This window comes from Actinomadura citrea, from assembly GCF_013409045.1.
In the GTDB taxonomy this organism is placed as follows: Bacteria; Actinomycetota; Actinomycetes; order Streptosporangiales; family Streptosporangiaceae; genus Spirillospora; species Spirillospora citrea.
The window spans coordinates 1,402,733-1,424,807 of the sequence record NZ_JACCBT010000001.1; the positions used below are offsets into that span (position 1 = coordinate 1,402,733).

The following is a 22,075-nucleotide window of genomic DNA, read 5'->3' on the forward strand; positions in this document are numbered from 1 at the left end:
TACGGAATCATGTCGGCCTCCCTGGGGATACCCGGGACATGCGCGTCAACCATTCACGGCGCACCTGTGCGCCGTCACGATCCGTCACCCGGCGCCGGTCGCGGCAGGCCCAGGAGCACCGGGCCTGGCCGCAGAGCGTCCCCCTCCTGCGCAGGCTCGGCCGGATGGACCGGTGGGCGTTCGATCAGGTGGCGTCGGCGCGGCTGCGCGGGCTGGAGTACGTCCTGCCGCGGCTGTCGCGGTTCGCCGACCACGGGGTGCTGTGGTTCTCGGCGGCCGGCGCGATGGGGATCGCGGGACGGCCCCGGCTGCGGCGCGCGGCGCTGCGCGGGGCCATCGCGATCGCCGTGGCGAGCCCCGCGGTGAACATCGTCGGAAAGCAGGCCTTCCGCCGCAGGCGGCCCGTCGTCGACCTCGTCCCCCCGATCCGGATCCGGTGGAAGCTGCCGACGTCGCACGCCTTCCCCTCCGGGCACTCGGCCTCGGCCGCGGCGTTCGCGACCGGCGTCGCGCTGGAGGCGCCGGCGGCGGTGGGCGTCCCGGTCGCGGCGACGGCGGCGGCGGTGGCCTTCTCCCGCGTCTACACCGGCGCCCACTATCCGGGCGACGTCATGGCGGGGCTCGGGATCGGCGCGCTCGCCGGGATCGGGACGCGGTTGGTGTGGCCCTCCCGGCCTCCGGTGGCGCGCGTGGCCCCGGCCGGGGACGGGAACGTGCGAGTCGCCCAGGACGGGCGGGGCGTGGTGGCCGTCGTCAACCTGGCCTCGGGCCCCTCGGCCGATCCGGAGGCCGGGATCCTCCCGCGACGTTCGGAGATCGCGCTCGCGCTGATCGAGGCCGAGCTGCCCGCGGCGGAGATCGTCCGGCTGGAGCCGGGCGGGGACGTCGACAAGGCGTGCGCCGAGGCCGCCGAGCGGGCCGACGTGCTGGCCGTGGTCGGCGGCGACGGCACCGTGGGCGCGGCCGCGCGGGCCGCGCTGGGCCGCGACGTCCCGCTGCTGGTCGTCCCCGGCGGGACGTTCGACCACTTCTCCCGCGCGGTCGGCGTGGAGACCGCGGCGCAGGCGATCAGGGCCTACCGGGAGGGCCGCGTCGGCCGCGCCGACGTCTCCTACGTGACCCCGTTGTCCGCCGAGGCGGGGGACGGGGCGGAGCAGGTGTTCCTCAACACCGCGAGCATCGGCGTCTACACCGAGGTGGTCGACCGGCGCGTTCGGCTGGAGAGGCGGATCGGGAAGTGGCCCGCGCTCGCGGTCGCCGCCGTCCGCACGCTGCGGCACTCCGAGCCCGTCGAGCTGATGGTGGACGGCAGGCGCCGGCGGGTCTGGCTGGCGTTCGTCGGCAACGGCGTCTTCGGTTCGTGGGGCGCCGCGCCCACCTGGCGCGAGCGCCTCGACGACGGGCAGCTCGACGTCCGCATGGTCACGACCGGGAGCCGCGCGCCCCGCGTCCGCGCGGTCGCCGCGATCGTCGCGGGCCACCTGCGCGTCACGCCCGGGTACCGCTCGTGGCGGACGACCGGCATGGAGGTCGTCTCACCGACCGGTGATCTGCGGCTGGCGCGCGACGGAGAGCTGGCGTCGCTGCCGCCCGCGGTGCGCTTCGGCAAGCACCCCCGTGCACTCCGAGTGTTCACGATTCACGCCCCGGTGACCGGGTAGGGCACGGGAAGTCCATGAAGGAGGAGATCACACGATGACGAGCCGTGACCTGGGAGTCGCGCCCGGCGACCTCAGCGACGACGACCTGCTCCGTGAGCTCGGCCACCTGTACGAGACGAGGCTGGACGCGCTGCGGCACGCCGCCGACCAGGCCTACGGCGAGCACACGCGGCGCATGAACGAGTTCGAGGCCGAGTACCTGCGCCGGCGTCCCGGCCGGGAGATCGACCCCGAGCGGATGCGCGACGGGGCCCGCGCCCGCTGACGGCGCCCGGCGCGCTCCCCACGCCTGCCGTCCCGGAGGGGCCCGTGTTGTTCGGACGTTCGTTCTGTTCGGGTAAAGGCGCGGGCGCCCGCCGCGGGTGAGCGGCAGGGTCCGTGAAAGATCCCGTTGGGATCGTCGGGGGGTGTGGTCGGTGGGGCGGATCGGGCCTGGGCGCCGTCGGGAGGGACGGGGGCGCCGCAAGCGGCTACGGCACGGCGTCCGGCATTGGTGGCCCATCGCGGCGGGCACCGCCGCGTCGACGGGGCTGCTGCTGGGCGCCTACCTGGAGGGCCCGCGGCTCTCCGGGGTGTCGGCGGCGCTCACCGTGCCGCACCGCGACGCGGCCAGGCGGGGCGGGCCCGGCGCGCTGCCGCCCGAGCGCCTGATGAGCACGTTCACCACGCGGTTCGCGGCGGGGGAGCCCCGCGTCCACAACATCGAGCTCGGCGCGCGGGCCCTGGACGGTCAGGTCGTCGAGCCCGGCGCGACGTTCTCGTTCAACGACGCCGTCGGGCCCCGCACCCGGAGCCGCGGGTACGTGCCCGCGCCCGCGATCATGGGCTCGCGGCTGGCGGACGACGTGGGCGGCGGCATCTGCCAGGTGTCCACGACGCTGTACAACGCGGTGTTCCTGGCCGGGCTGGACATCCGGAAGGCACGCGCCCACACCCTGTGGATGCCGGAGTACCCGGAAGGGCGCGAGGCCGCGGTGTTCTATCCGCAGCTCGACTTCGCCTGGAGGAACGACACCGGCGAGTCGGTGCGGATCCAGGTGACCTACTCGGCGACGTCGCTGACGGTGAACCTGTGGGGCCGGCGCAGGTACGAGGTGCGGTCGCAGACGTCCGACCGGTACGGCTTCAGGCCGTTCGAGTCGGGCGTCGGCCGCGGCGGCGAGTGCATCCCCATGGCGGGCCGGGAGGGCTTCGAGGTCGACGTGTGGCGGATGCTGCTCGCCGATGGGCGCGAGGTTCGGCGTGAGAGGTTCCACACCGAGTACCGCCCGCAGCCCGAGGTGGAGTGCCTCTGATCCGCGTGGCAGGGTGGGATGCATGGAGGGAACGTTCGAGCTCGGGCCGGAAGACGGGCGGCTGCTCGTCCGGACGGGGCGCAGCGGCCTCGGCCGGCGCGCGGGGCACGACCTGACCATCGAGGCCGCGCGCTGGTCGGCGGCGGTCGAGGCGCGCGAGCCCCTGGAGGCCTCGTCGGTCGAGGTGACCGTCGAGGTGGACGGGCTGGAGGTGCGGGAGGGCGCCGGCGGTGTGAAGCCGCTCACCGACCAGGACCGCGCGGAGATCGTGAAGAACCTGCGGAAGGTCCTGGACGTCCGGCGGTATCCCCAGATCCGGTTCGTCTCCACCGCGATCGGCGAGGACGCCGTCGAGGGCGACCTGACGATCATGGGCCGGGTCAAGCCGGTGCGGCTCGCGGCGGCCCGGGACGGCGAGCGGGTGCGCGGCGGCGTCACCGTCGAGCAGAGCCGCTGGGGCATCAAGCCCTACTCGGCGTTCTTCGGCGCGCTCCGGCTCGCCGACGAGATCGAGGTCGAGTTCGACGTCCGCCTGCCCGAGTAGGCCCCGCCCGGCGGCGCCGGGCCCCAGGTTCCTCCGCCGCTGAAGATCGAATGCACTAGGGTGCTTGATCACCGCATTCCGGACATTCGATCTTCAGGGGGCCGCGGTGGCGGAGCTGAGCAGGCGGAACTTCGGGAAGGCGGCGGGCCTGGTGGCCGCGCCGGCGCTGCTCGCGGGCTGCGCGTCCGGGGGGTCCGGGACGTCCCGGACGGCGCGGGCGGCGGCAGCGGCCCGCACGTGGGGGGTGACCGGAAAGGCGCTCGCCGGCCTCGGCGGCTTCGACGCCACGCTCAAGAGCTTCATGCAGGCGCGCGCGATCCCCTGCGGGCAGCTCGCCGTCGTCCGCAAGGGCAAGCTGGTCCTGTCGCGCGGCTACACCTACGCCGAGGACGGCGCCTTCAAGACGCAGCCGACCTCGCCGTTCCGCATCGCGAGCATCTCCAAGCCCGTCACGGCGACGGCGGTGCTCCGGCTCGTCCAGGACGGGAAGCTGAAGCTCACCGACCGGGCGGCGACGCTGCTGGGGCTCTCCACGACGGCCGACCCGCGTCTCAAGGACGTCACGGTGCTGCGGCTGCTCCAGCACCTCGGCGGCTGGGACAGCGGCGTCTCGCCCGACCCGATGTTCAGGGACGCGGCGATCGCCAAGGAGCTCGGCGTCGCGCTGCCGGTGTCCCAGGCGAACATCATGAAGTACGCGTCGGCGCGCGTGCTCGACCACGCGCCCGGCACTCAGTACGCCTACTCCAACTACGGGTATCTGCTGCTCGGCCGGATCATCGAGAAGGTCACCGGGAAGAAGTACGAGGACTACGTCCGGCAGACCGTGCTCGCGCCCCGGGGCATCACGCGGATGCGCCTGGGCAAGTCCCGCACGAAGGCCACCGGCGAGGTCCCGTACTACTCGACCTACACCGGCGCCACCGTGTTCGACAACAGCGGTACCAAGGTGCCCTTCCCGGACGGCGCGTTCAACCTGGAGAACATGGACGCGCACGGCGGCTGGCTGGCCACCGCCATGGACCTCACCCGCTTCGCGGGCGTGTACGACGGCGGGACGTCCGTCCTGACGTCGGCGTCCGTCAGCCGGGCGTTCGCCAAGCCGGAGACGGGCGTCAACGCCGACGGCTGGTACTACGGCTGCGGATGGCAGGTGCGCCCGGTGACCGGCGGCCGCAACACCTGGCACAACGGGAGCCTGGCCGGGACGTACACGCTGCTGGTCCGGCGGTACGACGGCCTGTCGTGGGCGGTCCTGTTCGACCAGCGGCAGGAGGGCGCCGCCGCGAGCTACGGCGACATCGACTCGCTGCTGCACAAGGCCGCGAACGCGGTGACGACCTGGCCGACCGGCGACCTGACCTCCACCTACTTCTAGCGCGAGGACCCGCCTCTGGCGCGGGCCGCGCGTGCGTACTGGTCGTCCAGGCTGCGCGGGAAGGGCATCATCCGGTGCCGTTCCCGCCAGGGCGCGTACTGGCGGACGGCGTTGAACCCCGCCGCGGTGACGATCCGCTCGACGTTCGGCCCGGGCACCCAGGCGGGATAGACGTCCAGATGGGCGACGTGCGGCGGCAGGCCGCCGGGTCTCGCGGGCGACACCAGCGTCATCGGCGGACGGACCCGTTCGAGCGACGCCATGTCCTGCGCGTAGGCGACGAGCTGGAGCGTCTCCGCGTCGGGGCCGCTGTGCACGATGAGCCAGCCGTCCACGTCGACCGGCTCCGACGGGGGATCGGCGAGCGTCAACGGCACGACTTCGTCCGACACCGTGCGCAGATGGGCATGGTGGGCGGGATCGAGTTCCTCCAGGACGAACGTCCGGTCGAAGCGGGGCGGGCTCGCGGGGAGCAGGGGCCGGTAGGCGTCCCAGCGCAGCAGCCGCGCCAGATGCGTCGTCCTCGTCCCGGAGGGGAATCCGGTCAGCTCCCCCCTCAGCCCGGCGGGGAACGCGTCAACGATCACCTCGTCCGGCCGCAGGGCCCCCGGGCCGGCGGTCTCCACGACGTCCCAGCCGTCCGTCACGCGCGGGTCGGCCGCGAACCGCGACCCGGTCACGACGGTGACCGGCCCGTCCCGCCCGAGGGTGTGCAGGACGGACCGGAGCCGCGTCAGATGCCCCAGCCCGTCACCGGCGGCGTAGCAGACGATCAACGTGTCTCGTCGAGGACGGCCAGGTAGCCCGCGGTCTCGGCGGCCGGGGTGAAGTCGCGCCGGATCCGCTCGGCGCCCGCCGCGCCGAGCTTCGCCAGTTCCTCGCCGCCCGCCCGCGCGGCCCGGTCGACCGCCGCGCGGCACGCGTGCGGGTCGCCCGCCGGGAAGGTGAACCCGATCTCGTCGTCGGCCACGTCCGCCAGCCCGCCGGCGTCCGACGCGATCAGCGGCACGCCGAGCGCCGCCGCCTCCAGCGCCACGTTCGGCATCCCGTCGTAGAAGGAGGGGAGCGCGACCAGGTCGCAGCTCGCGTAGACGGCCGGCAGGTCGTACCGCTCCAGGAACGGCAGGAACGAGTGCGGGACGTCGTGCTCCCCGAGCCACTCCCGCACGGAGTCCTCGACCTCGCCGACGAGCAGCAGGTGGAAGGCGTCGGTGCGGCGCGACGCCGCCAGGGCCTCCAGGAAGAAGCCGACGCCCTTCTTGACCTTGAGCTGGCCGATGAGCCCGATCGTCCGGCGCCCGGGGGCGACGTTCTCCTCACGCCACGCCCGGCCCTGCTCCCGTTCGGAGGGCAGCACCCGCCACTGCGCGGTGTCGACGCTGTTGGCGACGAACGCGACCGCCGCGTCCGGGGCGAGCGCCGACACCAGCGGCGCGTGCGAGCGGGCGACGACGCACACGCGGGACGAGGCGCGAAGCGCGTCCGCCAGCACGCCGCGCCGCCGCATCGAGAAGGCGCCGACGTCGATGTCGTTGCCGCGCAGCAGCGTCACCAGCGGCGCGCCGAGCAGCGCGGACAGGACGGGCGCGGCGAGCATCGCGTGGACGCCGCCGAACGCCGCGACGTGGCTGTACCCGGTCAGGTCCGCGGCGGTGATCGTCGTCCACAGGCGGCGCAGCGCGTGCTCGGAGTCGTCCCCGAGCGGCGCGGTGACGAGCCGCCCGCCGTGCTCGCGCGACACGCTCCACGGCCGCGACCGCCGGGTCAGGTGGGCGACGTCGACCTCGGCGCCGGCGCCCCGCAGGCCCCGCACGATCCGGTCGCACGACTGCGCCATGCCGCCCCGGCTCGGCGGGTAGTGCTCGGTGATCCACAGGACGCGGGGCATCAGCTGTCCACGAAGCCTGTGTCGTCGTCCGGTCCCCAGTCACCGCCGTGGGAGTAGTCGTCGCCCGGGTTGAACGCGCCGCGGTCGTACTCGTCGAACGAGGAGTACCAGTAGCCGTCGTTGTAGGTCTGCGAGCTGCCCCGGTAGTAGTCGCGCCGGTACCCGTGCGTCCAGCCCGGGTGGTGCGGGTCCTGCGTCCGGTACCCCTGCGCCGCGGCGCATTCGGGGCACAGCGCGTTCGGTCCGGCGTGCGCGGCGCAGACGGGCCGGCCGCACTGCGGGCACGCCGCCACCGCGGCCTGCCCGCAGCGTCCGAGCACGAAGAACCCGGTGGTCACGGTGCAGCGGTTCACGTGGTCCTCCTCGCGGCCGTGCCGGGCGGCGTCCACCGGAACGGCTCCGTCGACACCTGCAGGATCCGGTCCACCAGCACCCTGTCCTCCACCGGCCCGGGGAACTTCCCGCTCGCGCGGACCACCAGCCGGCTGCCCTGCTTCACCTGCACCCTGACCCAGCGGGGCGGCGGCGACGAGGGCCGCCGGACGGCCGCGTCCTTGGCCAGCCTCCGGGTGACCCGCACGAGCTGCACCGTCTTCGACTTGCTCTTGTACTTGATCTTGCCGCGCGCGTTCCTCTTGCGGTACTTGCGGTGCCGCACCCGGTCGGAGACCGAGAGCTCCACGACGCTGCCGTCGCGCAGCTCCGCCCGCATCCGCAGCCACGGGTCGAACGCGTACCACTGCCTGAGCCCCGAGATCGGGGGCCGGGAGGGCAGCGACTGCTGGGGGCCGTTCTTCTCCGGGACGCGCGACCCGCGCATGTCCGCGGACACCGACAGCACCCCGTCGGGCGGCATGTCGGCCGACAGCACCCGCAGCAGCGGCACGAGCACGCCCGGGACCCGCTGGTGCAGCCGCCACCGGCGCCGCCGCACCTGCGCCGCGTGCTGCGCGAGGCTCTGGATCACCGGCTCCCAGTCGTCCCGCCGCAGCGAGACGGAGAAGCCCTGCTCCAGGGTCAGCGCCTTGTGCAGCGGATGGAACCGCTCGATGGCGGCCTTCTGTTTACGCCAGAACATGACGAACCACCTATCGACCCCGTGTCAGCGTGCGGTAGACCTCGGCCAGCCGGGCGCGCGACCGCGCCCAGGTCAGGCTCTCCTCGATGTGCGCGCGGCCCCTCCGCCCCATCGCCGCCGCCTCCTCCGGGTACTCCAGCAGGATCCGGACGGCCCGGGCCAGCTCGGCGGGACGGTCCGCCGGCACCAGCCGCCCGTGCCGCCCGTCCGCCATCAGCTCGCGGACGGCGGGCAGGTCCGAGGCGACCACCGGGACGCCCGCCGCCATCGACTCGATCACCTTCAGCGGCGCGCACCCCTGGTCCAGGTTGCGGGCGCAGCCCGTCAGCGGCGCCACCGACACCTCGGCGTGCGCCAGCCACGCGGCGACCTCGTGGTGCGGCAGCGCGAACCGCCAGTCGACCCGCCCGGCGACGCCGAGGCGCTCGGCCAGCCGCCGCACCGGCTTGGCCCGCCGCTCCGGGACGGACGCGCACACCACCAGCCGCAGGCCGGGCAGGTCGGCGAGCCGCGCGAACGCGCGCATCAGCACGTCCAGGCCCTGCCACGGCTGCAGCGCGCCGACGTAGACGAGATACCGCTCGGGCGCGCCCGCGGGACGTTCCGGCCTGTCGCCGACGTCGGCGCCGTTGGGGACCAGGTGGATCCGCCCCTCCGGCACCCCGAGCCCCCGGACGGCCTCGCCGATCACCCGCGACGGCACCACGACCGCGTCGCTGCGCTCCAGGCAGAACCGCTCCAGCTCGCGGATCTTGCCGAGCGTGGCGGGCGCGGCCCAGGGCCAGGTGTGGCTCATCTCGATGGACGGCAGCCCGTTGACCTCGTACACGACCGTGTGGCGCCGCCCGTCCGCGACCGCCGGAAGCGCGCTCCACGGGTCGCGCACGTGGCAGACCTCCAACGTCTCCCAGTGCGGCCGCAGGTGGGCCGCGACCCAGCCGGAGAACGCCTCGGCCCGGTCGATCAGGTTGGGGATCGACGCGTCGAACCGCGCGACCTCCCGCGTCCCCTCCCGCTGGTAGCGCGGCAGGTCGCCGCCGCCGATCGCGGCGAGCAGCCCGCCCCCGAACCGCGTGAACAGCTCGTCGGCCATCTGCGCGATGTGGACCGCCGACCCCTTGCTGGACGGGAACCGGTCGAACGCGACGTACGCCGCCCTGTGCCGCAGAGGACCGTGGCTCATCCGACCGCCGCCCCCTCCGGCACGGTCCGCAGCCCGCGGTGCCAGGCGATCTGGTCCGCGAGCCCCTCGGCCAGGTCCGTCGCGGCCGTCCAGCCGAGCAGTTCCCGGGCGCGGGACGTGTCGGCCCAGGTGCGCGTCGCGTCCCCGGCCACGGGCGTCTCGCGCCGGATCTGCGCCGGGACGCCCAGCGCGCCGGTGAGCATCGCGATCGCGTCGCGGACCGCCACGTGCTCGGCGTGCCCCACGTTGACCGCGACGCCGGGCGCCAGGTCCTCGGCCGCCGCCGCCAGCGTGGCCGCGACGACGTCCCGCACGTGCGTGAAGCTCCTGGAGCTGCGCCCGTCCCCGAACACCGGCAGCGGGCGCCCGTCCAGCGCCGCCTCGACGAACCGGTGGAACGCCATGTCGGGGCGCTGCCGGGGGCCGTAGACCGAGAAGTACCGGAGCAGCACCGTCCGCAGCCCGCTCCCGGCGGCCGTCCGCGCGAGCCGCTCCGCCTTCGCCTTGCTCACCGCGTACGGGCTGGCCGGCTTCAGCGGATCGTCCTCCCGGTTCGGACGCGGTCCCGCCGACCCGTACACCGACGAACTGGACGCGACGACGACCTTCGGTCTCAACCGGGGCGGCCGCTGCACGCAGGCCGCGAGGAGCCGCCGCGTCGCCGCCACGTTGTCCCGCTCGACGACCGCCTTGCCCGGCCCCCACGAGTCGCGCACCCCGGGCCGTCCCGCCAGATGCACGACGACGTCCGCGGCCGAGACGGCGGTGAGATCGTCCGCCGCCAGGTCGAGTTCGGCGGCGACGACCCCCGGCCTGGTCGCGACCCTCGCCCACGTCCGCCGCGCGACGCCGGGACTCAGCGAACGCTCCGGCGCGTCGACGGCCAGCACCTCGTGCCCCGCCCCCGAGAACGCGTCGACGACATGGCTCCCGATGAACCCCGCCGCACCAGTCACCACCACCCGCACCCGGGCACCCTATCCATCACCCCCCGAAGTAGGACAGGGCTCCCGTCCCTGCTCACACGGGACTCCCCACCGGGACACGGGCCTCGCTCCGGGCCGAGGCCGTCAGTGCACAAAGAAAAAGGTGGCCGGACGGTCGTCCGGCCACCAAAATCGGTCCTCACCGCGTCAGCGGCGAAGTCCGGTCAGCTCTGGCCCGTGCTTCCCGCGGGCTTGGTGCCGCCCCCGGGGGAGGTGCCGTCCGTGTTGTTCTCGGCGAGTTCCAGCGCCTTGAAGCCCGCGTTCCGGACCTCCTGGTCGCTGCTCCCCGTCATGTCCACACCTTGGCTCCACATCCTGGAGTCGTGGGTGTCGCTCATCTTGATCACAACCTTGGTGTCTGGTTTCAGCCTCGTGACGCGAGGCGGCCCGGCCCTGATGGCCGGGTCGGCGACAATCTTAGATGATCTTGCCGCCGCGCAGTCACGCCGTCATCAGACGCCGGCCAGGCCAGGGGGTGCGGGACCGCCCCCTCACCCGGCTCGGCCGGAGTTCGCCTGCCCCGCCTTTCCGGCCGCCCGTTGTTGTGATATTCAAACCGGGCGGCCCACTTCTGATGGCGCCGCGCTTGCGGCCGGGACAGGTGGTGCAGGGGCGATGGGAGCGGGCATCGAACCGCTGACCGAGGCGTTCCAGACCGGCGGCCGGGGCGGCGCGCAGCCGGAGAGCGTCCCGTGGCGGCTGGTCGTGGTGGTCTTCGACGGCGCGCTGCTGGGGAGCATGTCCTTCGCCTGCGGAGTGTTCGACATCGCGATGCACTACGGCGCCCTGCCCGGCATGGACCTGCGGATCGTCGCGGGCGAGCCCGGCGCCGCGATCGTCGGCGGAGGACTGTCGTGCGCCGTCCCCCATGACCTGGCGGCGGTCCGGGCCGCGGACCTGATCGTCGTCCCGAACCTGCCCCAGCCGACGGCCGAACGCCCGCCCGAACCGGTGCTGGAGGCGGTGCGCGCCGCGCACGCGCGGGGGGACCGTCTACACCCAGTTCGTGAGGAACTTCGACCAGATCACGAGCCACGCCGAGACCTCCGGACAGGGCTTCCAAATCCAGAGCGCCGATGACTGCGGGCGCGCCTACCCGTAGGGATAGGCCGCTCTGACACGCCGCTCGTGAGGCGCCCGCGTGGCTCAGCGGGGGCGGGCCACGCGGCACACCGCGAGAATTCCTACGTAGGCGAAGGCGCGCGGCACATCGCCGCGCGCCTTGGCCCGTCGAGCCTGTGAGGGGCGGCGGAGACACGGTCCATCAGGATTCGAAGCGGATGTCGCGAGTGGCGGCGTCGGCGGCGGCGAAGTCCAAGAGCCGTTCACCCTCCTCGGCCAGCGCATCCTTGTCTCGCGGCGCGAGCCGCTCATAGGGCCGGACGAGCAGCGTCGCGGTGTCCCGTTCACGGTCCAGCTGCCAATCACCGGCGGTGAACCCGTCCAGGAGCACGATGCCGGGCAGTGGACGGCGCGTGGCGTAGTTCTGCGCGCGGAAGGCGTCGGTGATGAGGCGGCTGCGGTCGGCGTGCGACAGCAGCAGATTGTCGAAGTCGTACAGAAGACGCGGCGGCGCGGGAGTGTCGGGGTCGGGCCGGGGAGCTTCGGGCACGTCGAACAGTTCGCGCCCGTCGTCGTCGGTGAAGACGGCCAGGCGGGGACGCAGCCGGTTCACCACCTCCCGCAACCGCGTCAGCCCTGACCACTTCTGCACGTCCTTCACGGACGCGGGGCCGAACGCCGCCAGGTAACGCAGGACCATCTCCTCAAGGGACGCGTCGGCCGCCAAGGACCGGCCCAGCCACGCCTCGGCGGTCGTATGCGCGATGGGCCCGCTTCGCCCCCACACGCCCCGGGGCGGCACCTGCACCAACGCCATCCTGTTGCGGGCCGCGTACGCGAGCGATGCCGGGGGCCGGTCGCCCCATCCCGCCGTCCGGCCGTGTTCGGCGAGCAGCGCGCCGAGTTCCTTGCTCGTACGCGGCTTCTCCTTCACCAACGGCCGGGCGGCGGCGACCAACTCGTCCATGTCCAAGCCCTGGACGGGTTCGCCGTGGGTGTGGTTGGAGAACAGGTCGCGGTCCAGGACGGGCTGGGTCAGCGGGCGCAGCCACAGGCAGTCGCTCGCGCTCACCAGGTGGATCGTCGAACGCATCAGCGCGATGCGCACCAGTTGCCGGTCGAGGAGCAGCTGCGCGATCTGCTCCGTGCGCACGTCCTCCAGCCGTACGCCCAAGCCCACGTACCACGAGTGCGGCGTCTGCGCCTGCAGACCCACCAGATGCTCCACCGCCTCCACCACGGGCAGTGTCGAACGGGCCAGCAGCAGCTGCCGGTCGAGCGTGGCGCGGTTGAGCGCGCGGCGAGTGAGCATCGGTGTCACATGGGTCAGAGTAGGGGGCGGAAGAATTCCCGCACTCGGCGACAAGCAGCCCTACCAACCCTCACGCAAACCCGCCGCCCCTGGACGCGCCCCATGCCTACACCTCACCGCGCCCCCTCCTCGTGCAAGTCCGGGAAGGTGCCCGGGTACATCCGGTGGTTCATCAGCGCGGCCACCCGGTCGGCGGCCTCCGCCGCGTCACGGCACCCGGCGAAACCTGGAGTGGCCAAGCTCCACGTTGTTCCGCATCGAGACCGGCCGGACGAAGCCCCAGCCGCGCAGTGTGCGCGAACTGCTCGATCTGTACGGCGTGTCCGAGGCGGAGAGGGAGGGCTTGATCCAACTCGCTCGCGAGGCTCGACAGCCGGGCTGGTGGCACTCGTTTCGCGATGTCCTTCCGAACCCGTATGAGGTCTTCATCGGCCTCGAAGCTGGAGCAGAGACCATCCGCGCGTTCGAGCCGCTCGTGATCCCCGGCTTGCTTCAGACGCCTGAGTACGCACGAGCCATGATCCGGGGCGGCCCTCAGGAACTCGACCCCGAAGAGATCGACCGAAGGATGCAGGTACGGGTAGAGCGACAGCGGATTCTCACGCACCCTGACCGGCCGCGCCTCTGGGTCGTCCTCGACGAAGCGGCTCTCCACCGATCGGTCGGTGGCGAAGAGATGATGTGCGAGCAGCTTGCGCACCTGGTCCAGATGTCCAAGCAGGGGAAGACCACCATTCAGGTCGTTCCGTTCAAGGCCGGTGCCCATGCGGGCACGAGCGGACCGTTCGTGATCCTCGGGTTCGACCAGCCGACCAACCCGAGCGTGGTGTACCTGGAGACGATCCCCGAGGGCGTCTACCTGGAGGGCACCAGCGACGTCGGGACGTACACCCTTGCATTTGACCGCCTGCTTGCGGCTGCTCTGCACCCGGACGAGTCGATCTCGCTCATTCAGCGCGTGGCAGATGCAACCAGCTGAGTACGACGAGAAGGAGGTGCGGGATGGGCAGCTCCGACATGTCTCATGCCGCATGGCGCAAGAGTTCACGAAGTGGCCACAACGGAAACTGCGTCGAGCTGGCCCGAGTCGCCGCGCACGTGGCGTTCCGTGACAGCAAGGCTCCGGCTGCCGGGCACCTGACTCTCTCCGCCGAGAGTTTTGCTCAACTCGTCCACCGCGCCAAGTGCGGCGAGCCGGACGCCTGAGCCCCGAACACCAGGCAAGCCCCGACCATCGGTCGGGGCTTCCTGTGTGAGGGCTCCTACGTCGGTCAAGGCGCGCGGCATGTCGCCGTGCCCCCGTGCATACGTGAGCTGATGTGCGGCGGCTCGGGTGAGGTTCAGCGGGGGCGGGCCACGCGGGTCTCGTCCCAGACGGGGTCCGCGGACTCGTAGACCGAGCCGTCGGACCCGAAGACGAGATGGCGGTCGAAGGCGCGGGCGAACCAGCGGTCATGGGTGACCGCGACGACCGTGCCCTCGTAGGACTCCAGGCCCTCCTGGAGCGCCTCGGCGCTGGCCAGGTCGAGGTTGTCGGTCGGCTCGTCCAGCAGGAGCAGGGTGGCGCCGCCCAGCTCCAGCAGCAGGATCTGCAGGCGGGCCTGCTGGCCCCCGGAGAGCGTCTCGAAGGGCTGCTCGGCGCACACGTTCAGCTCGTAGCGCGTGAGCGCGCTCATGGCGTCGTTGCGCAGCCGCGCGTGCTCGGTCATGACGATCTCGCACGGAGTGCGTCCGGCCAGGTCGGGACGGGCGTGCGTCTGCGCGAACAGACCCGGGACCACCCGTGCCCCCAGGCGGGCCACACCGGTGTGCGCGACGGGCTTCACCGGCGTCGCGCCGCGCGGGAGCGCCTCGGCGACGGCCGCGAGGAGGCGCAGAAAGTGTGACTTCCCGGAGCCGTTCGAGCCCAGGACGGCGACGCGCTCGCCGTACCAGACCTCGGTGCCGAACGGCTTCATCAGGCCCGTCAGTTCGAGGTTCTCGCAGACCACCGCGCGCTTGCCGGTCCTGCCGCCGCGCAGGCGCATCTTGAGGTTCTGGTCGCGGGGCGGGATCTCGGGCGGCCCCGCCTCCTCGAACTTGCGCAGCCGGGTCTGCGCCGCGCGGTAGCGGGACGCGAAACCGTCGTTCACCGTGGCCTTGGTCCGCAGGTTGTTGACCAGTTCCTTGAGCTTCGCGTGCTCCTCGTCCCAGCGGCGCCGCAACTCCTCCAGCCGCTCGTTGCGGTCGCGGCGCGCGGCGGCGTAGGTGGAGAACCGGCCGCCGTGGATCCACACCCGGGACGCCTCGACGGTGACGATCCGGTCGGCGGAGCGGTCGAGCAGCTCGCGGTCGTGCGACACCAGCAGGACGGTCTTCGGCGTCTCCCGCAGCCGCTCCTCCAGCCACCGCTTGCCCGGGACGTCCAGATAGTTGTCGGGCTCGTCGAGGAGGAGGACCTCGTCGGGGCCGCGGAGCAGGGCTTCGAGCGCGAGCCGCTTCTGCTCGCCGCCCGACAGGGTGCGGACCTCGCGCCACCGGCACGAGTCGTAGGAGACGCCGAGGGCCGCGACGCAGCACGCGTCCCACAGCACCTCGGCCTCGTAGCCGCCCGCGTCGCCCCACCCTGCGAGGGCCGTGGCGTAGCGGAGCTGGGCGGGCTCGTCGTCGCGCTCCATCATCACCAGCTCGGCGGCCTCCACCGTGGCCGCCGCCTCCCGGACCCGGGGCGGGGCCAGCGACAGCAGGAGGTCGTGCACGCTCGACCCGTCCCGCACGCTGCCGATGAACTGGCGCATGACGCCGACGCCGCCGCTGTGCGCGACGGTCCCGGACTGCGGCGCCAGATCGCCCGCGATCAAACGCAGGAGCGTCGTCTTGCCCGCGCCGTTCGGCCCCACGAGGGCGGCCGTGACGCCGTCGCCGACCCGGAAAGAGACGTCGTCGAGCAGCATCCGGCCGTCCGGCAGCACATGGCCGACGTGGCCCACCTCGACGTGTCCCATGCCGCCGAGTCTCGGGAAGACCCGCCGGACCGTCAATCGATTTAAGCGGCGACCGTGCGCGGTCCACCGCGGAGCGGCCCGGCGCGGGCGGAACCACCTGCCGTTGATCATCAGCACCGGACGGTCCACGGGGTGGGCGATCCCCGGATGATCGTCAACGGAATGCCGCAAACAAGATCTGCGAAGGAGAAATGCCATGACCGATGGCACCGGCGACCTCGCCCCCCTCACCGACGAGCAGTACGCGGAACTGACGCGCGTCAGCGGTGGTGTGGACCGGGAGTGCTACGACAGCTTCCGGCAGCAGTGCCCCGACGTCTCGCACGAGGAGTTCGTGGCCTCGCAGACGGGGGCGTGCCCGTGGCCTCTGCACCTGTTCGCCGTGGTGCGCGAGGTGGCCACCGCGGAGGAGAGCGGGGAGGTCTGGAAGGCCGCGCGGGAGCGTGGCCGCACCGAGGGCTTCCTCTACGGCTACAACTACGGCCGCAAGAACAGCCTGTCGCATGACGCTCTCCTGAGCGCCGATGCCGCGGGTGTGGCGCCGTTCGAATACACCCGCCTCTGGCAGCAGGGCGACGACCACGACACGATCATCGCCGCCGGCAGGCGGTCCGACAAGTAGTCGCTCGCTTCCCGCGAGCGACTCGACCTGGGACCGGCTCCGTCTTCCGAAGCCGGTCCTACCCTTTCGGGCACCTCACGGCGTCACCAGCGACCGGACATGGTCCGCCGCGGAGTCGAGGGCGATCTTGGACGCGTCGCCGGGTCATGCGTTCGGCGGCGCCCGCGACCGCCTGAGGGCCCCTGCGGGGCCGTGTGGAGCACCTTGCCGGGAAGCGGTCGGAGGCGTCTTCTGGGACCGGGGGATCTCGGGAGCGTGGCGAAGGCGCCCTGAGCAACGCCGATGGTCAGTACCCTTGTGGCCGTGAGTCGAGAAGGTGTGACGCCGCAGAGCGAGGATTTCTCCGCCTGGTACAACGAGCTGGTGGTGCAGGCCCAGCTCGTCGACCGCGGACCGGTTCGCGGCACGATGGTCATCCGCCCGTACGGTTACCGGGTGTGGGAGCTGCTCCAGGCCGACCTGGACCGGCGCATCAAGGAGGCCGGGCACGACAACGCCTGCTTCCCGATGCTCATCCCGGAGTCCTACCTCAAGCGCGAGGCCGAGCACGTCGAGGGCTTCTCCCCGGAGCTGGCCGTCGTCACGCACGCCGGCGGCAAGGAACTGGAGGAGCCGCTGGTCATGCGGCCGACCTCCGAGACGGTCATCGGCGAGTACATGGCCAAGTGGATCGACTCGCACCGCGACCTGCCGCTGCTGCTGAACCAGTGGGCGAACGTCGTCCGGTGGGAGATGCGCCCCCGGATGTTCCTGCGCACCACCGAGTTCCTCTGGCAGGAGGGCCACACCGCGCACGCCGACGAGGACGACGCGATGCGCGAGACGATGTGGGCGCTGGACGCCTACGCGAGTCTCGCGCGGGAACTGGCGGCGATCCCGGTCGTGGCGGGGGAGAAGACGCCCGGCGAGCGGTTCGCCGGCGCCGTCCGCACCTACACGATCGAGGCGATGATGCGCGACGGCCGGGCCCTGCAGGCCGGCACGTCCCACTACCTCGGCACCAACTTCGCCAAGGCGTTCGAGATCCAGTACCAGGACGAGGAGGGCAGGCTCACCCTCGCCCACACCACGTCCTGGGGCATGAGCACCCGCATGATCGGCGGCGTGATCATGACGCACGGGGACGACAAGGGCCTGGTGATGCCGCCCCGGCTCGCGCCCTACCAGGTCGTGATCGTGCCGATCGGCCGCAAGGAGCAGGGCGAGCAGGCCGCCGCGGAGGCCCGCCGGCTCGGCGCTGCGATCAAGTCGACGGGCGTCCGGGTGCACGTCGACGACAACCGCCCGCAACTGTCGCCCGGCTTCAAGTTCAACGAGTGGGAGATGCGCGGCGTCCCGATCCGCATCGAGCTCGGCAAGCGCGACATCGAGGGCGGCGTCGCCACCGTCGTCCGGCGGCTCCCGACCGTCGAGGGGCAGGGCAAGGAGCAGATCCCGCTGGACAAGGTGCCCGAGATCCTGCCCGGGATGCTCGCCGACTTCCAGTCGTTCCTGCTGGCCAGGGCCGAGAAGTTCCGCGAGGACAACACCGCGGTCGTGGACGGCTGGGACGCGTTCGCCGCGCAGGTCGCCACCGGCTGGGCCCGCGCGTTCCACTGCGGCGACGCCGCCTGCGAGGACGGCATCAAGGCCGAGACCGCCGCGACCCCGCGCGTCATCGCGACCGACGCGCCCGAGGAGACCGGCGTCTGCGTGAAGTGCGACCGCCCGTCCGCCTACGGCAAGCGCGTCATCTTCGGCCGCTCCTACTGAGGCGCCTCCGAGCGGGCCCGCCGAGGGGCGGGCCCGCCCCTCGGCGGGTCGGCGAGGGACCCGACGTTTCGGTTTTCATGGTCCGCCCAGGCAAGTCCATCGGCATCGACAGGGAGGACCACGTGCCTCTCGTGGCGCGTGAGCACTCTGCGATCCCCCAAGAGGGTTTTTCGGTCTCGCCTTCGATTTGGCTTCTCGGCGAGACAGCGGAAAGGTAGCTGTCGCTGCGGCTATAGGACCGCAGAGCAGACCTCAACGCATTCGAGGAACTCTGATGGACTTCTTCAAGAAATATCGCTGGCCAGCCCTGCTCGTCTGCCTTCTGGCGGCGGGGGGCGGCCTGCTGGCGGCCCTGGGCGGCCTGCCGGCCCGCAACACGACCCCGGCCCACCCGAAGGACTGGGGCACCTGCCCGAACGGGACGAAGATCTCGTCCTGGGCCCGTGGGTCCTCGACGCCGACCGATGGTGTCATCACCAAGCACCTTGAACAGCAGGGGTGCTGGGCTGCCGTCAAGGACCCGACTGGAACGGTTCTCTACAACCAGGTGATCCGCTCGCACCGCTACGTGGTGGTGACGGGCAACGGACGCACTGTGACGAGGCTGGTCGACGGGCGGAAGCCCGAAGACTGCGAGATCGGGCGGCCGTACCGCCGCTGCCTCTTCTCAACTGCCGTCGACTGAGGACTCCCTCGGCCGACGGCCGGCTCCTGAATCCTCGGAGCGTGCGACGCGCGCTCCGAGGGTTCCTTCGCCGCGTTCCCGACCGCACCGGCCGGGATCATGACGGCCGTGCGTCAGGAGCCCTCGGTCTCCGGCGGGTGCTCCTCCGCGCGCCGCCTCGTCAGGTACGGCTGGACGAACCATGCCCACCCGCACAGCAGCACGGCGACCACGGCCGTGGCGACGGCGGCGGCCGCCTCGTCCGACAGCGCCTGGACGACCAGCGTGGTCGCGGCGGTCATCGAGATGCCCAGCGCGAAGGCGCCGGCGATCCCGAACCGGTTGGCGCGCCGGATCAGCAGCGCCTTCTGCCCGAGCCGGAACAGGATCCGGTGCTGGATGACGGGGGCGATGAAGCAGACGGACGCGAGCCCCGCCCCGAACAGCGAGACGTAGAACAGCGCTCTGCCCGTGTCGCTGACCTTCGTGTCGAAGTTCGCCGAGAACGGAACGGTCAGCAGGAACGCGAAGAGCACCTGCACGCCGGTGGTCGCCACACGGAAGCCCTGGAGGAGCTCCATCAGCTGCCGGTCCAGACGTTCGTGCTCCGTCTCGTTGCGGGGCTTGCGTGCGGGGTCGACGCTCATGGATGCCGTTTACCCCGACAAAACGCCCGTCAGTCGCGCGGCCGGAACGTTCTAGTCGAGCGTCGGCGGCTCCACCCGCAGCGCGAGCATGGACACGTCGTCGCGCAGGTCGGCGTCGCAGAAGTCGAGCAGCGCCCGCTCCACTCCGGCGAGCATCTCCTCCGGCGGTTTCCCGGCATGGCCGGCGAGCGCCTCCAGCAGCCGCTCCTGGCCGAACTCCTGCCGCGTCATGTCGCACGCCTCCAGGACCCCGTCCGAGTGCAGGATCAGCGTGTCGCCGACGGACAGGTCGATCGTGTCGAGCCCGGCCTCGAAGTCCTCGAACAGGCCGAGCGGGACGCCGCCGCGCGCCGCCGACCTGATCACCCCGTCGGCGCGGACGACGATCGCCGGCGGATGGCCCGCGGTGCCGAGCGACACGATGATCCGCTCGGTCTCCAGCGTCAGGCTCGCCATCACGGCGGTGACGAACCGGTCCTCGTCCAGCAGGGCCTCGTTCACGGTCGCGAGCACGTCGCCGGGACGGGCCTTCCACCGCGACGCGAGCCGGACGCAGTGCCGGGCGGTCGACGTCACGGCCGCCGCGTCCTCGCCCTTGCCGCACACGTCGCCGAGGACGAGCCCCCACCCGTTCTCGGTGCGGAACACGTCGTAGAAGTCGCCGCCGACCTCCGAGCCGTGCGTGGAGGTCAGGTACCGGGCGGCCACGCTCACCCCCGGAATGGAGGGGAGCGTCTTCGGCAGCAGCCCGGCCTGCAGCGTGTCCGCCACCTCGGCGCGGCGCCGGTAGAGCCGCGCGGCCCGGATCACCAGGGCCAGGTAGCGGCCGAGCCGCTGCACGACCCCGAGGTCCATGAGGTCGAACGGGCCGTACTCGCCGCTGGCCGCCAGCGTGATCGTGCCGATGGCGCGGTCGCCGTCCTCGATGGGGACGCTGAGCACCGACGTCACGCCGATCTTGCCGCACACCGGCAGCCCGTCCGGGCACATGCCGAGCACCTCGAGGTTCTCCACGTGCGGGCGCAGCGCGCTCTGCCGGGTGACGAACACGTCGTGGGGAAGCGTGTCCTCGGCGGGGTCCACCTCTTCCAGCATCCTCGCGGCCTCGACGGACCGCTCGTCCTCCGGGCCCATCACGACCTGGCGGCGCAGCGGGGGCGCCGCGCCGGCCCTGGTCGCGCCGCCCTGCGCGGCCGCCGACGGCCCGCCGACGGGGCCGGTCAGGTCGATGAACGCCCAGTCGGCCAGCTCGGCGGCCAGCAGCCGGGCGCAGCGCCGGACGGCCACCGTCTCGTTGAAGACCGGCTCGTCCAGCAGCAGCTCGCTGGCGGTGGCGAGGACGTCCATCCGGTGCACGATCGTGGCCACGGCCTCGTCGTCGCCCTGCCCGCCGTCCCCGGCCCGCGCCCGGGCGGTGCCCCCCGCCTGGGGCCTGGACGCCGCGGGCCCGCCGTCGTCGGCGGGGGTGGTCGTCGGCCCGGCGGCCACCACGACCATCGGGTCGGGCTCGCCGCGGATCCACACGCGCGCCACCGTCAGCACGGCGTCGATCGGATGGTCGCGGCCGAGGAACCGCACGTTGACGCGGCGCCGCTGCCCCGTCCGGATCGCCGCCGCCAGCTGCGAGCGGACGGCCGCCCGGGTCGCCATGTCGCAGAACGCCGTGAACTGCTTGCCCGACACGTATCCCGCCGACGTGCCGAGCAGCATGGCCGCCTGCCGGTTGACGCGGCGGACGTTCGTCGTCCGGTCGAGCAGGAACAGCGGCACGGGGGCGTCCTGGAAGACCGTGCGCAGCACGCGCCGCTCGTTCTCGGCGGCGGCCGACCCGCCCGGCTCGCCGGACTGCTCGCCGCCCATCGTGCGCAGCACGGTCAGCGCCAGCTCCAGCTCGACCAGCGCCGCGTCCAGCGTGGCGCGCAGGTCGGGCTCGGGCACGCCGGCGGCCTGGCGCAGCTCGCCGATGCGTCCTTCGAGGTCCGAGATCTCCCGCAGGAGGGACTCGGGCTCAAGCTGGTCAGGCCGATCGTGCATCTGGTCTCCTTTCGTCCGCGTCACCACGGTGGAACCAGGGCGGCCCCGCCCGTCCCGGGCCGGACACCGTTCTCGGGGGCCGCTTCACGCAGCCTATGCTCCCCGCCCGCACCTAGGGCAGGCCCTGGTGACCGACGATACGCTGGGCAAGTGCGGTGAGCTTCACGTGGCGGGTCTGTGAGATGCGGCGCATCTCGGCGAACGCCTCGTCGGCGTCGCAGCCGAGCGCGTGCATGAGGATCCCCTTGGCCTGGTCGACCACCGCACGCGCCTCGACGGCCGCCTGGAGCTGGACGGCGGTGCGGTGCACGTCGTCGTACTGCTGGCTGTTCGAGAAGGCCGCGGTGCCCTGGGCGACCAGCAGGGACGTGATCGCGTGGCGCTCGGGCCCGAGCGCCTTCGGCGTCACCCCGTACAAGGTGAGCGTGACGAGGACCCGCGGGCTCGCGTGCGGGGTCGTGGCGAAGCAACGCACCCCGCGGCGCAGCATGTCCGACATGGCCTCGGGCCAGCGGGTCTCGGCGAGGATGTCGTCGGCGGTCAGCGCCCGGCGGTCGGCCACCACGTCGAACAGCGGCCCGTGGCCCCGGGACAGCTGCCGGTCGGTCACCTCGGCGAGGTCGGGATGGCTGGCCGCGGCGGCCAGCGGTTCGGGCCGGTTCCCCTCCGCGGCGGCGGCGCGCCCGGCCTGCAGGGGCATGTCCGGCATGCCGCTGGCCCGCTCGGGCAGGCTGACCGTGGAGCCGGCTCCGCCCCGCGCGCTCGGCAGCGCCCAGCGCACGCTCGCCGCGCCCGCGCATCCGGGCACGGCCCGCGCCGCGAGCTCGGTCACCCTGTGCAGGGTGCCCACGTCGGAGGACTCCCCGACCATGCCCAGCCGGGCGATCTCCAGCGCGAGCTGGTCCGTCAGGACCGTTTCGGTGGGCGTCACGTTTTCGAGAGTAGCCTGCCCCGGGGGATGCGCAGGCGGGCCCTGCGCCGCCGG

General features: G+C 72.7%; 24 protein-coding genes. 11 read left to right on the forward strand and 13 right to left on the reverse strand.

Annotated elements, in window-relative coordinates:
- Positions 1 to 38 precede the first annotated feature (38 nt).
- From BJ999_RS06865 to BJ999_RS06885, 5 genes are all read left to right on the forward strand, one after another.
- Complete coding sequence (locus BJ999_RS06865; RefSeq protein ID WP_229810718.1) at positions 39 to 1,661, forward strand: bifunctional phosphatase PAP2/diacylglycerol kinase family protein; 1,623 nt, start codon at positions 39 to 41, stop codon at positions 1,659 to 1,661.
- 34 nt (positions 1,662 to 1,695) lie between these two features.
- Entirely contained in the window at positions 1,696 to 1,926 is a 231-nt protein-coding gene (locus BJ999_RS06870) for a DUF6158 family protein (RefSeq protein ID WP_179832498.1), read from the forward strand.
- A gap of 151 nt (positions 1,927 to 2,077) precedes the next feature.
- Entirely contained in the window at positions 2,078 to 2,956 is an 879-nt protein-coding gene (locus tag BJ999_RS06875) for a VanW family protein (RefSeq protein WP_179832499.1), read from the forward strand.
- Between the two features lie 22 nt (positions 2,957 to 2,978).
- Positions 2,979 to 3,500, forward strand: a complete 522-nt coding sequence (locus BJ999_RS06880) for a YceI family protein (RefSeq protein WP_179832500.1) — start codon at positions 2,979 to 2,981, stop codon at positions 3,498 to 3,500.
- Positions 3,501 to 3,606: 106 nt separating this feature from the next.
- Entirely contained in the window at positions 3,607 to 4,878 is a 1,272-nt protein-coding gene (locus tag BJ999_RS06885) for a serine hydrolase domain-containing protein (protein WP_179832501.1), read from the forward strand.
- Here BJ999_RS06885 and BJ999_RS06890 read toward each other — a convergent pair.
- The 7 genes from BJ999_RS06890 to BJ999_RS42850 form a co-directional block, all read right to left on the reverse strand.
- Positions 4,875 to 5,654, reverse strand: a complete 780-nt coding sequence (locus tag BJ999_RS06890) for a hypothetical protein (protein WP_179832502.1) — start codon at positions 5,652 to 5,654, stop codon at positions 4,875 to 4,877. The genes BJ999_RS06885 and BJ999_RS06890 overlap by 4 nt on opposite strands.
- Entirely contained in the window at positions 5,651 to 6,766 is a 1,116-nt protein-coding gene (locus BJ999_RS06895; protein WP_179832503.1) for a glycosyltransferase family 4 protein, read from the reverse strand. Before BJ999_RS06895 ends, BJ999_RS06890 begins: the two co-directional genes overlap by 4 nt.
- On the reverse strand, positions 6,766 to 7,119 hold the full coding sequence (locus BJ999_RS06900; protein ID WP_179832504.1) for a hypothetical protein: 354 nt from the start codon (positions 7,117 to 7,119) through the stop codon (positions 6,766 to 6,768). The genes BJ999_RS06895 and BJ999_RS06900 overlap by 1 nt, the downstream gene beginning before the upstream one ends.
- Complete coding sequence (locus BJ999_RS06905) at positions 7,116 to 7,844, reverse strand: hypothetical protein (protein ID WP_179832505.1); 729 nt, start codon at positions 7,842 to 7,844, stop codon at positions 7,116 to 7,118. The genes BJ999_RS06900 and BJ999_RS06905 overlap by 4 nt, the downstream gene beginning before the upstream one ends.
- Positions 7,845 to 7,854: 10 nt before the next feature.
- Entirely contained in the window at positions 7,855 to 9,027 is a 1,173-nt protein-coding gene (locus tag BJ999_RS06910; protein WP_229810719.1) for a glycosyltransferase family 4 protein, read from the reverse strand.
- Complete coding sequence (locus tag BJ999_RS06915; protein WP_229810720.1) at positions 9,024 to 9,995, reverse strand: NAD-dependent epimerase/dehydratase family protein; 972 nt, start codon at positions 9,993 to 9,995, stop codon at positions 9,024 to 9,026. The genes BJ999_RS06910 and BJ999_RS06915 overlap by 4 nt, the downstream gene beginning before the upstream one ends.
- 182 nt (positions 9,996 to 10,177) lie before the next feature.
- Complete coding sequence (locus BJ999_RS42850; protein WP_268247874.1) at positions 10,178 to 10,306, reverse strand: hypothetical protein; 129 nt, start codon at positions 10,304 to 10,306, stop codon at positions 10,178 to 10,180.
- A gap of 322 nt (positions 10,307 to 10,628) precedes the next feature.
- Between BJ999_RS42850 and BJ999_RS06920 the strand changes: the two genes are divergently transcribed.
- Positions 10,629 to 11,093: a type 1 glutamine amidotransferase family protein gene (locus BJ999_RS06920; protein ID WP_179832506.1), complete on the forward strand. Its 465-nt coding sequence runs from the start codon at positions 10,629 to 10,631 to the stop codon at positions 11,091 to 11,093.
- 184 nt (positions 11,094 to 11,277) lie between these two features.
- On the opposite strand, the gene BJ999_RS06925 is transcribed toward BJ999_RS06920, so the two are convergent.
- The gene (locus tag BJ999_RS06925) at positions 11,278 to 12,387 is read right to left on the reverse strand and encodes a winged helix DNA-binding domain-containing protein (RefSeq protein WP_179838376.1); all 1,110 of its coding nucleotides are present in this window, start codon (positions 12,385 to 12,387) and stop codon (positions 11,278 to 11,280) included.
- A 113-nt stretch (positions 12,388 to 12,500) separates the two neighbouring features.
- Positions 12,501 to 12,626: a hypothetical protein gene (locus BJ999_RS42855; protein WP_268247875.1), complete on the reverse strand. Its 126-nt coding sequence runs from the start codon at positions 12,624 to 12,626 to the stop codon at positions 12,501 to 12,503.
- An 8-nt stretch (positions 12,627 to 12,634) separates the two neighbouring features.
- Between BJ999_RS42855 and BJ999_RS06930 the strand changes: the two genes are divergently transcribed.
- A complete protein-coding gene (locus BJ999_RS06930; protein ID WP_189269977.1) occupies positions 12,635 to 13,366 on the forward strand; it encodes a helix-turn-helix domain-containing protein in 732 nt (243 codons plus the stop codon).
- 23 nt (positions 13,367 to 13,389) lie between these two features.
- Positions 13,390 to 13,593, forward strand: coding sequence for a DUF397 domain-containing protein (locus tag BJ999_RS06935; protein ID WP_179832508.1), 204 nt, complete (start codon positions 13,390 to 13,392; stop codon positions 13,591 to 13,593).
- A 134-nt stretch (positions 13,594 to 13,727) separates the two neighbouring features.
- Here BJ999_RS06935 and BJ999_RS06940 read toward each other — a convergent pair whose 3' ends face one another.
- Positions 13,728 to 15,371: an ABC-F family ATP-binding cassette domain-containing protein gene (locus BJ999_RS06940; RefSeq protein WP_179832509.1), complete on the reverse strand. Its 1,644-nt coding sequence runs from the start codon at positions 15,369 to 15,371 to the stop codon at positions 13,728 to 13,730.
- Between the two features lie 196 nt (positions 15,372 to 15,567).
- On the opposite strand from BJ999_RS06940, the gene BJ999_RS06945 reads away from it, so the two are divergent.
- The 3 genes from BJ999_RS06945 (at position 15,568) to BJ999_RS06955 (ending at position 18,430) form a co-directional block, all read left to right on the forward strand.
- Positions 15,568 to 15,993, forward strand: coding sequence for a hypothetical protein (locus BJ999_RS06945; RefSeq protein WP_179832510.1), 426 nt, complete (start codon positions 15,568 to 15,570; stop codon positions 15,991 to 15,993).
- Positions 15,994 to 16,296: 303 nt separating this feature from the next.
- The gene (gene proS / locus BJ999_RS06950) at positions 16,297 to 17,745 is read left to right on the forward strand and encodes a proline--tRNA ligase (RefSeq protein WP_229810721.1); all 1,449 of its coding nucleotides are present in this window, start codon (positions 16,297 to 16,299) and stop codon (positions 17,743 to 17,745) included.
- A gap of 274 nt (positions 17,746 to 18,019) precedes the next feature.
- Positions 18,020 to 18,430, forward strand: coding sequence for a hypothetical protein (locus BJ999_RS06955; protein ID WP_179832511.1), 411 nt, complete (start codon positions 18,020 to 18,022; stop codon positions 18,428 to 18,430).
- Between the two features lie 113 nt (positions 18,431 to 18,543).
- Here the strand turns inward: BJ999_RS06955 and BJ999_RS06960 are convergent, their stop codons facing one another.
- From BJ999_RS06960 to BJ999_RS06970, 3 genes are all read right to left on the reverse strand, one after another.
- Positions 18,544 to 19,056, reverse strand: a complete 513-nt coding sequence (locus BJ999_RS06960) for a DUF6328 family protein (RefSeq protein WP_179832512.1) — start codon at positions 19,054 to 19,056, stop codon at positions 18,544 to 18,546.
- A 51-nt stretch (positions 19,057 to 19,107) separates the two neighbouring features.
- Complete coding sequence (locus tag BJ999_RS06965; protein ID WP_179832513.1) at positions 19,108 to 21,090, reverse strand: SpoIIE family protein phosphatase; 1,983 nt, start codon at positions 21,088 to 21,090, stop codon at positions 19,108 to 19,110.
- A gap of 112 nt (positions 21,091 to 21,202) precedes the next feature.
- Entirely contained in the window at positions 21,203 to 22,021 is an 819-nt protein-coding gene (locus BJ999_RS06970; RefSeq protein WP_229810722.1) for an ANTAR domain-containing response regulator, read from the reverse strand.
- Positions 22,022 to 22,075 lie beyond the last annotated feature (54 nt).

Excerpts from the sequence above, each read along its gene's own strand:
- BJ999_RS42850 (WP_268247874.1), bottom strand. The coding sequence starts at position 10,306 with ATGACGGGGAGCAGCGACCAGGAGGTCCGGAACGCGGGCTTCAAGGCG.
- BJ999_RS06895 (WP_179832503.1), bottom strand. The coding sequence starts at position 6,766 with ATGCCCCGCGTCCTGTGGATCACCGAGCACTACCCGCCGAGCCGGGGC.
- BJ999_RS06940 (WP_179832509.1), bottom strand. The coding sequence starts at position 15,371 with ATGGGACACGTCGAGGTGGGCCACGTCGGCCATGTGCTGCCGGACGGC.
- BJ999_RS06960 (WP_179832512.1), bottom strand. The coding sequence starts at position 19,056 with ATGAGCGTCGACCCCGCACGCAAGCCCCGCAACGAGACGGAGCACGAA.
- BJ999_RS06965 (WP_179832513.1), bottom strand. The coding sequence starts at position 21,090 with ATGCACGATCGGCCTGACCAGCTTGAGCCCGAGTCCCTCCTGCGGGAG.
- BJ999_RS06865 (WP_229810718.1), top strand. The coding sequence starts at position 39 with ATGCGCGTCAACCATTCACGGCGCACCTGTGCGCCGTCACGATCCGTC.
- BJ999_RS06945 (WP_179832510.1), top strand. The coding sequence starts at position 15,568 with ATGACCGATGGCACCGGCGACCTCGCCCCCCTCACCGACGAGCAGTAC.
- BJ999_RS06905 (WP_179832505.1), bottom strand. The coding sequence starts at position 7,844 with ATGTTCTGGCGTAAACAGAAGGCCGCCATCGAGCGGTTCCATCCGCTG.
- BJ999_RS06870 (WP_179832498.1), top strand. The coding sequence starts at position 1,696 with ATGACGAGCCGTGACCTGGGAGTCGCGCCCGGCGACCTCAGCGACGAC.
- BJ999_RS06955 (WP_179832511.1), top strand. The coding sequence starts at position 18,020 with ATGGACTTCTTCAAGAAATATCGCTGGCCAGCCCTGCTCGTCTGCCTT.
- BJ999_RS06910 (WP_229810719.1), bottom strand. The coding sequence starts at position 9,027 with ATGAGCCACGGTCCTCTGCGGCACAGGGCGGCGTACGTCGCGTTCGAC.
- BJ999_RS06925 (WP_179838376.1), bottom strand. The coding sequence starts at position 12,387 with ATGCTCACTCGCCGCGCGCTCAACCGCGCCACGCTCGACCGGCAGCTG.
- BJ999_RS06880 (WP_179832500.1), top strand. The coding sequence starts at position 2,979 with ATGGAGGGAACGTTCGAGCTCGGGCCGGAAGACGGGCGGCTGCTCGTC.
- BJ999_RS06920 (WP_179832506.1), top strand. The coding sequence starts at position 10,629 with ATGGGAGCGGGCATCGAACCGCTGACCGAGGCGTTCCAGACCGGCGGC.
- BJ999_RS06935 (WP_179832508.1), top strand. The coding sequence starts at position 13,390 with ATGGGCAGCTCCGACATGTCTCATGCCGCATGGCGCAAGAGTTCACGA.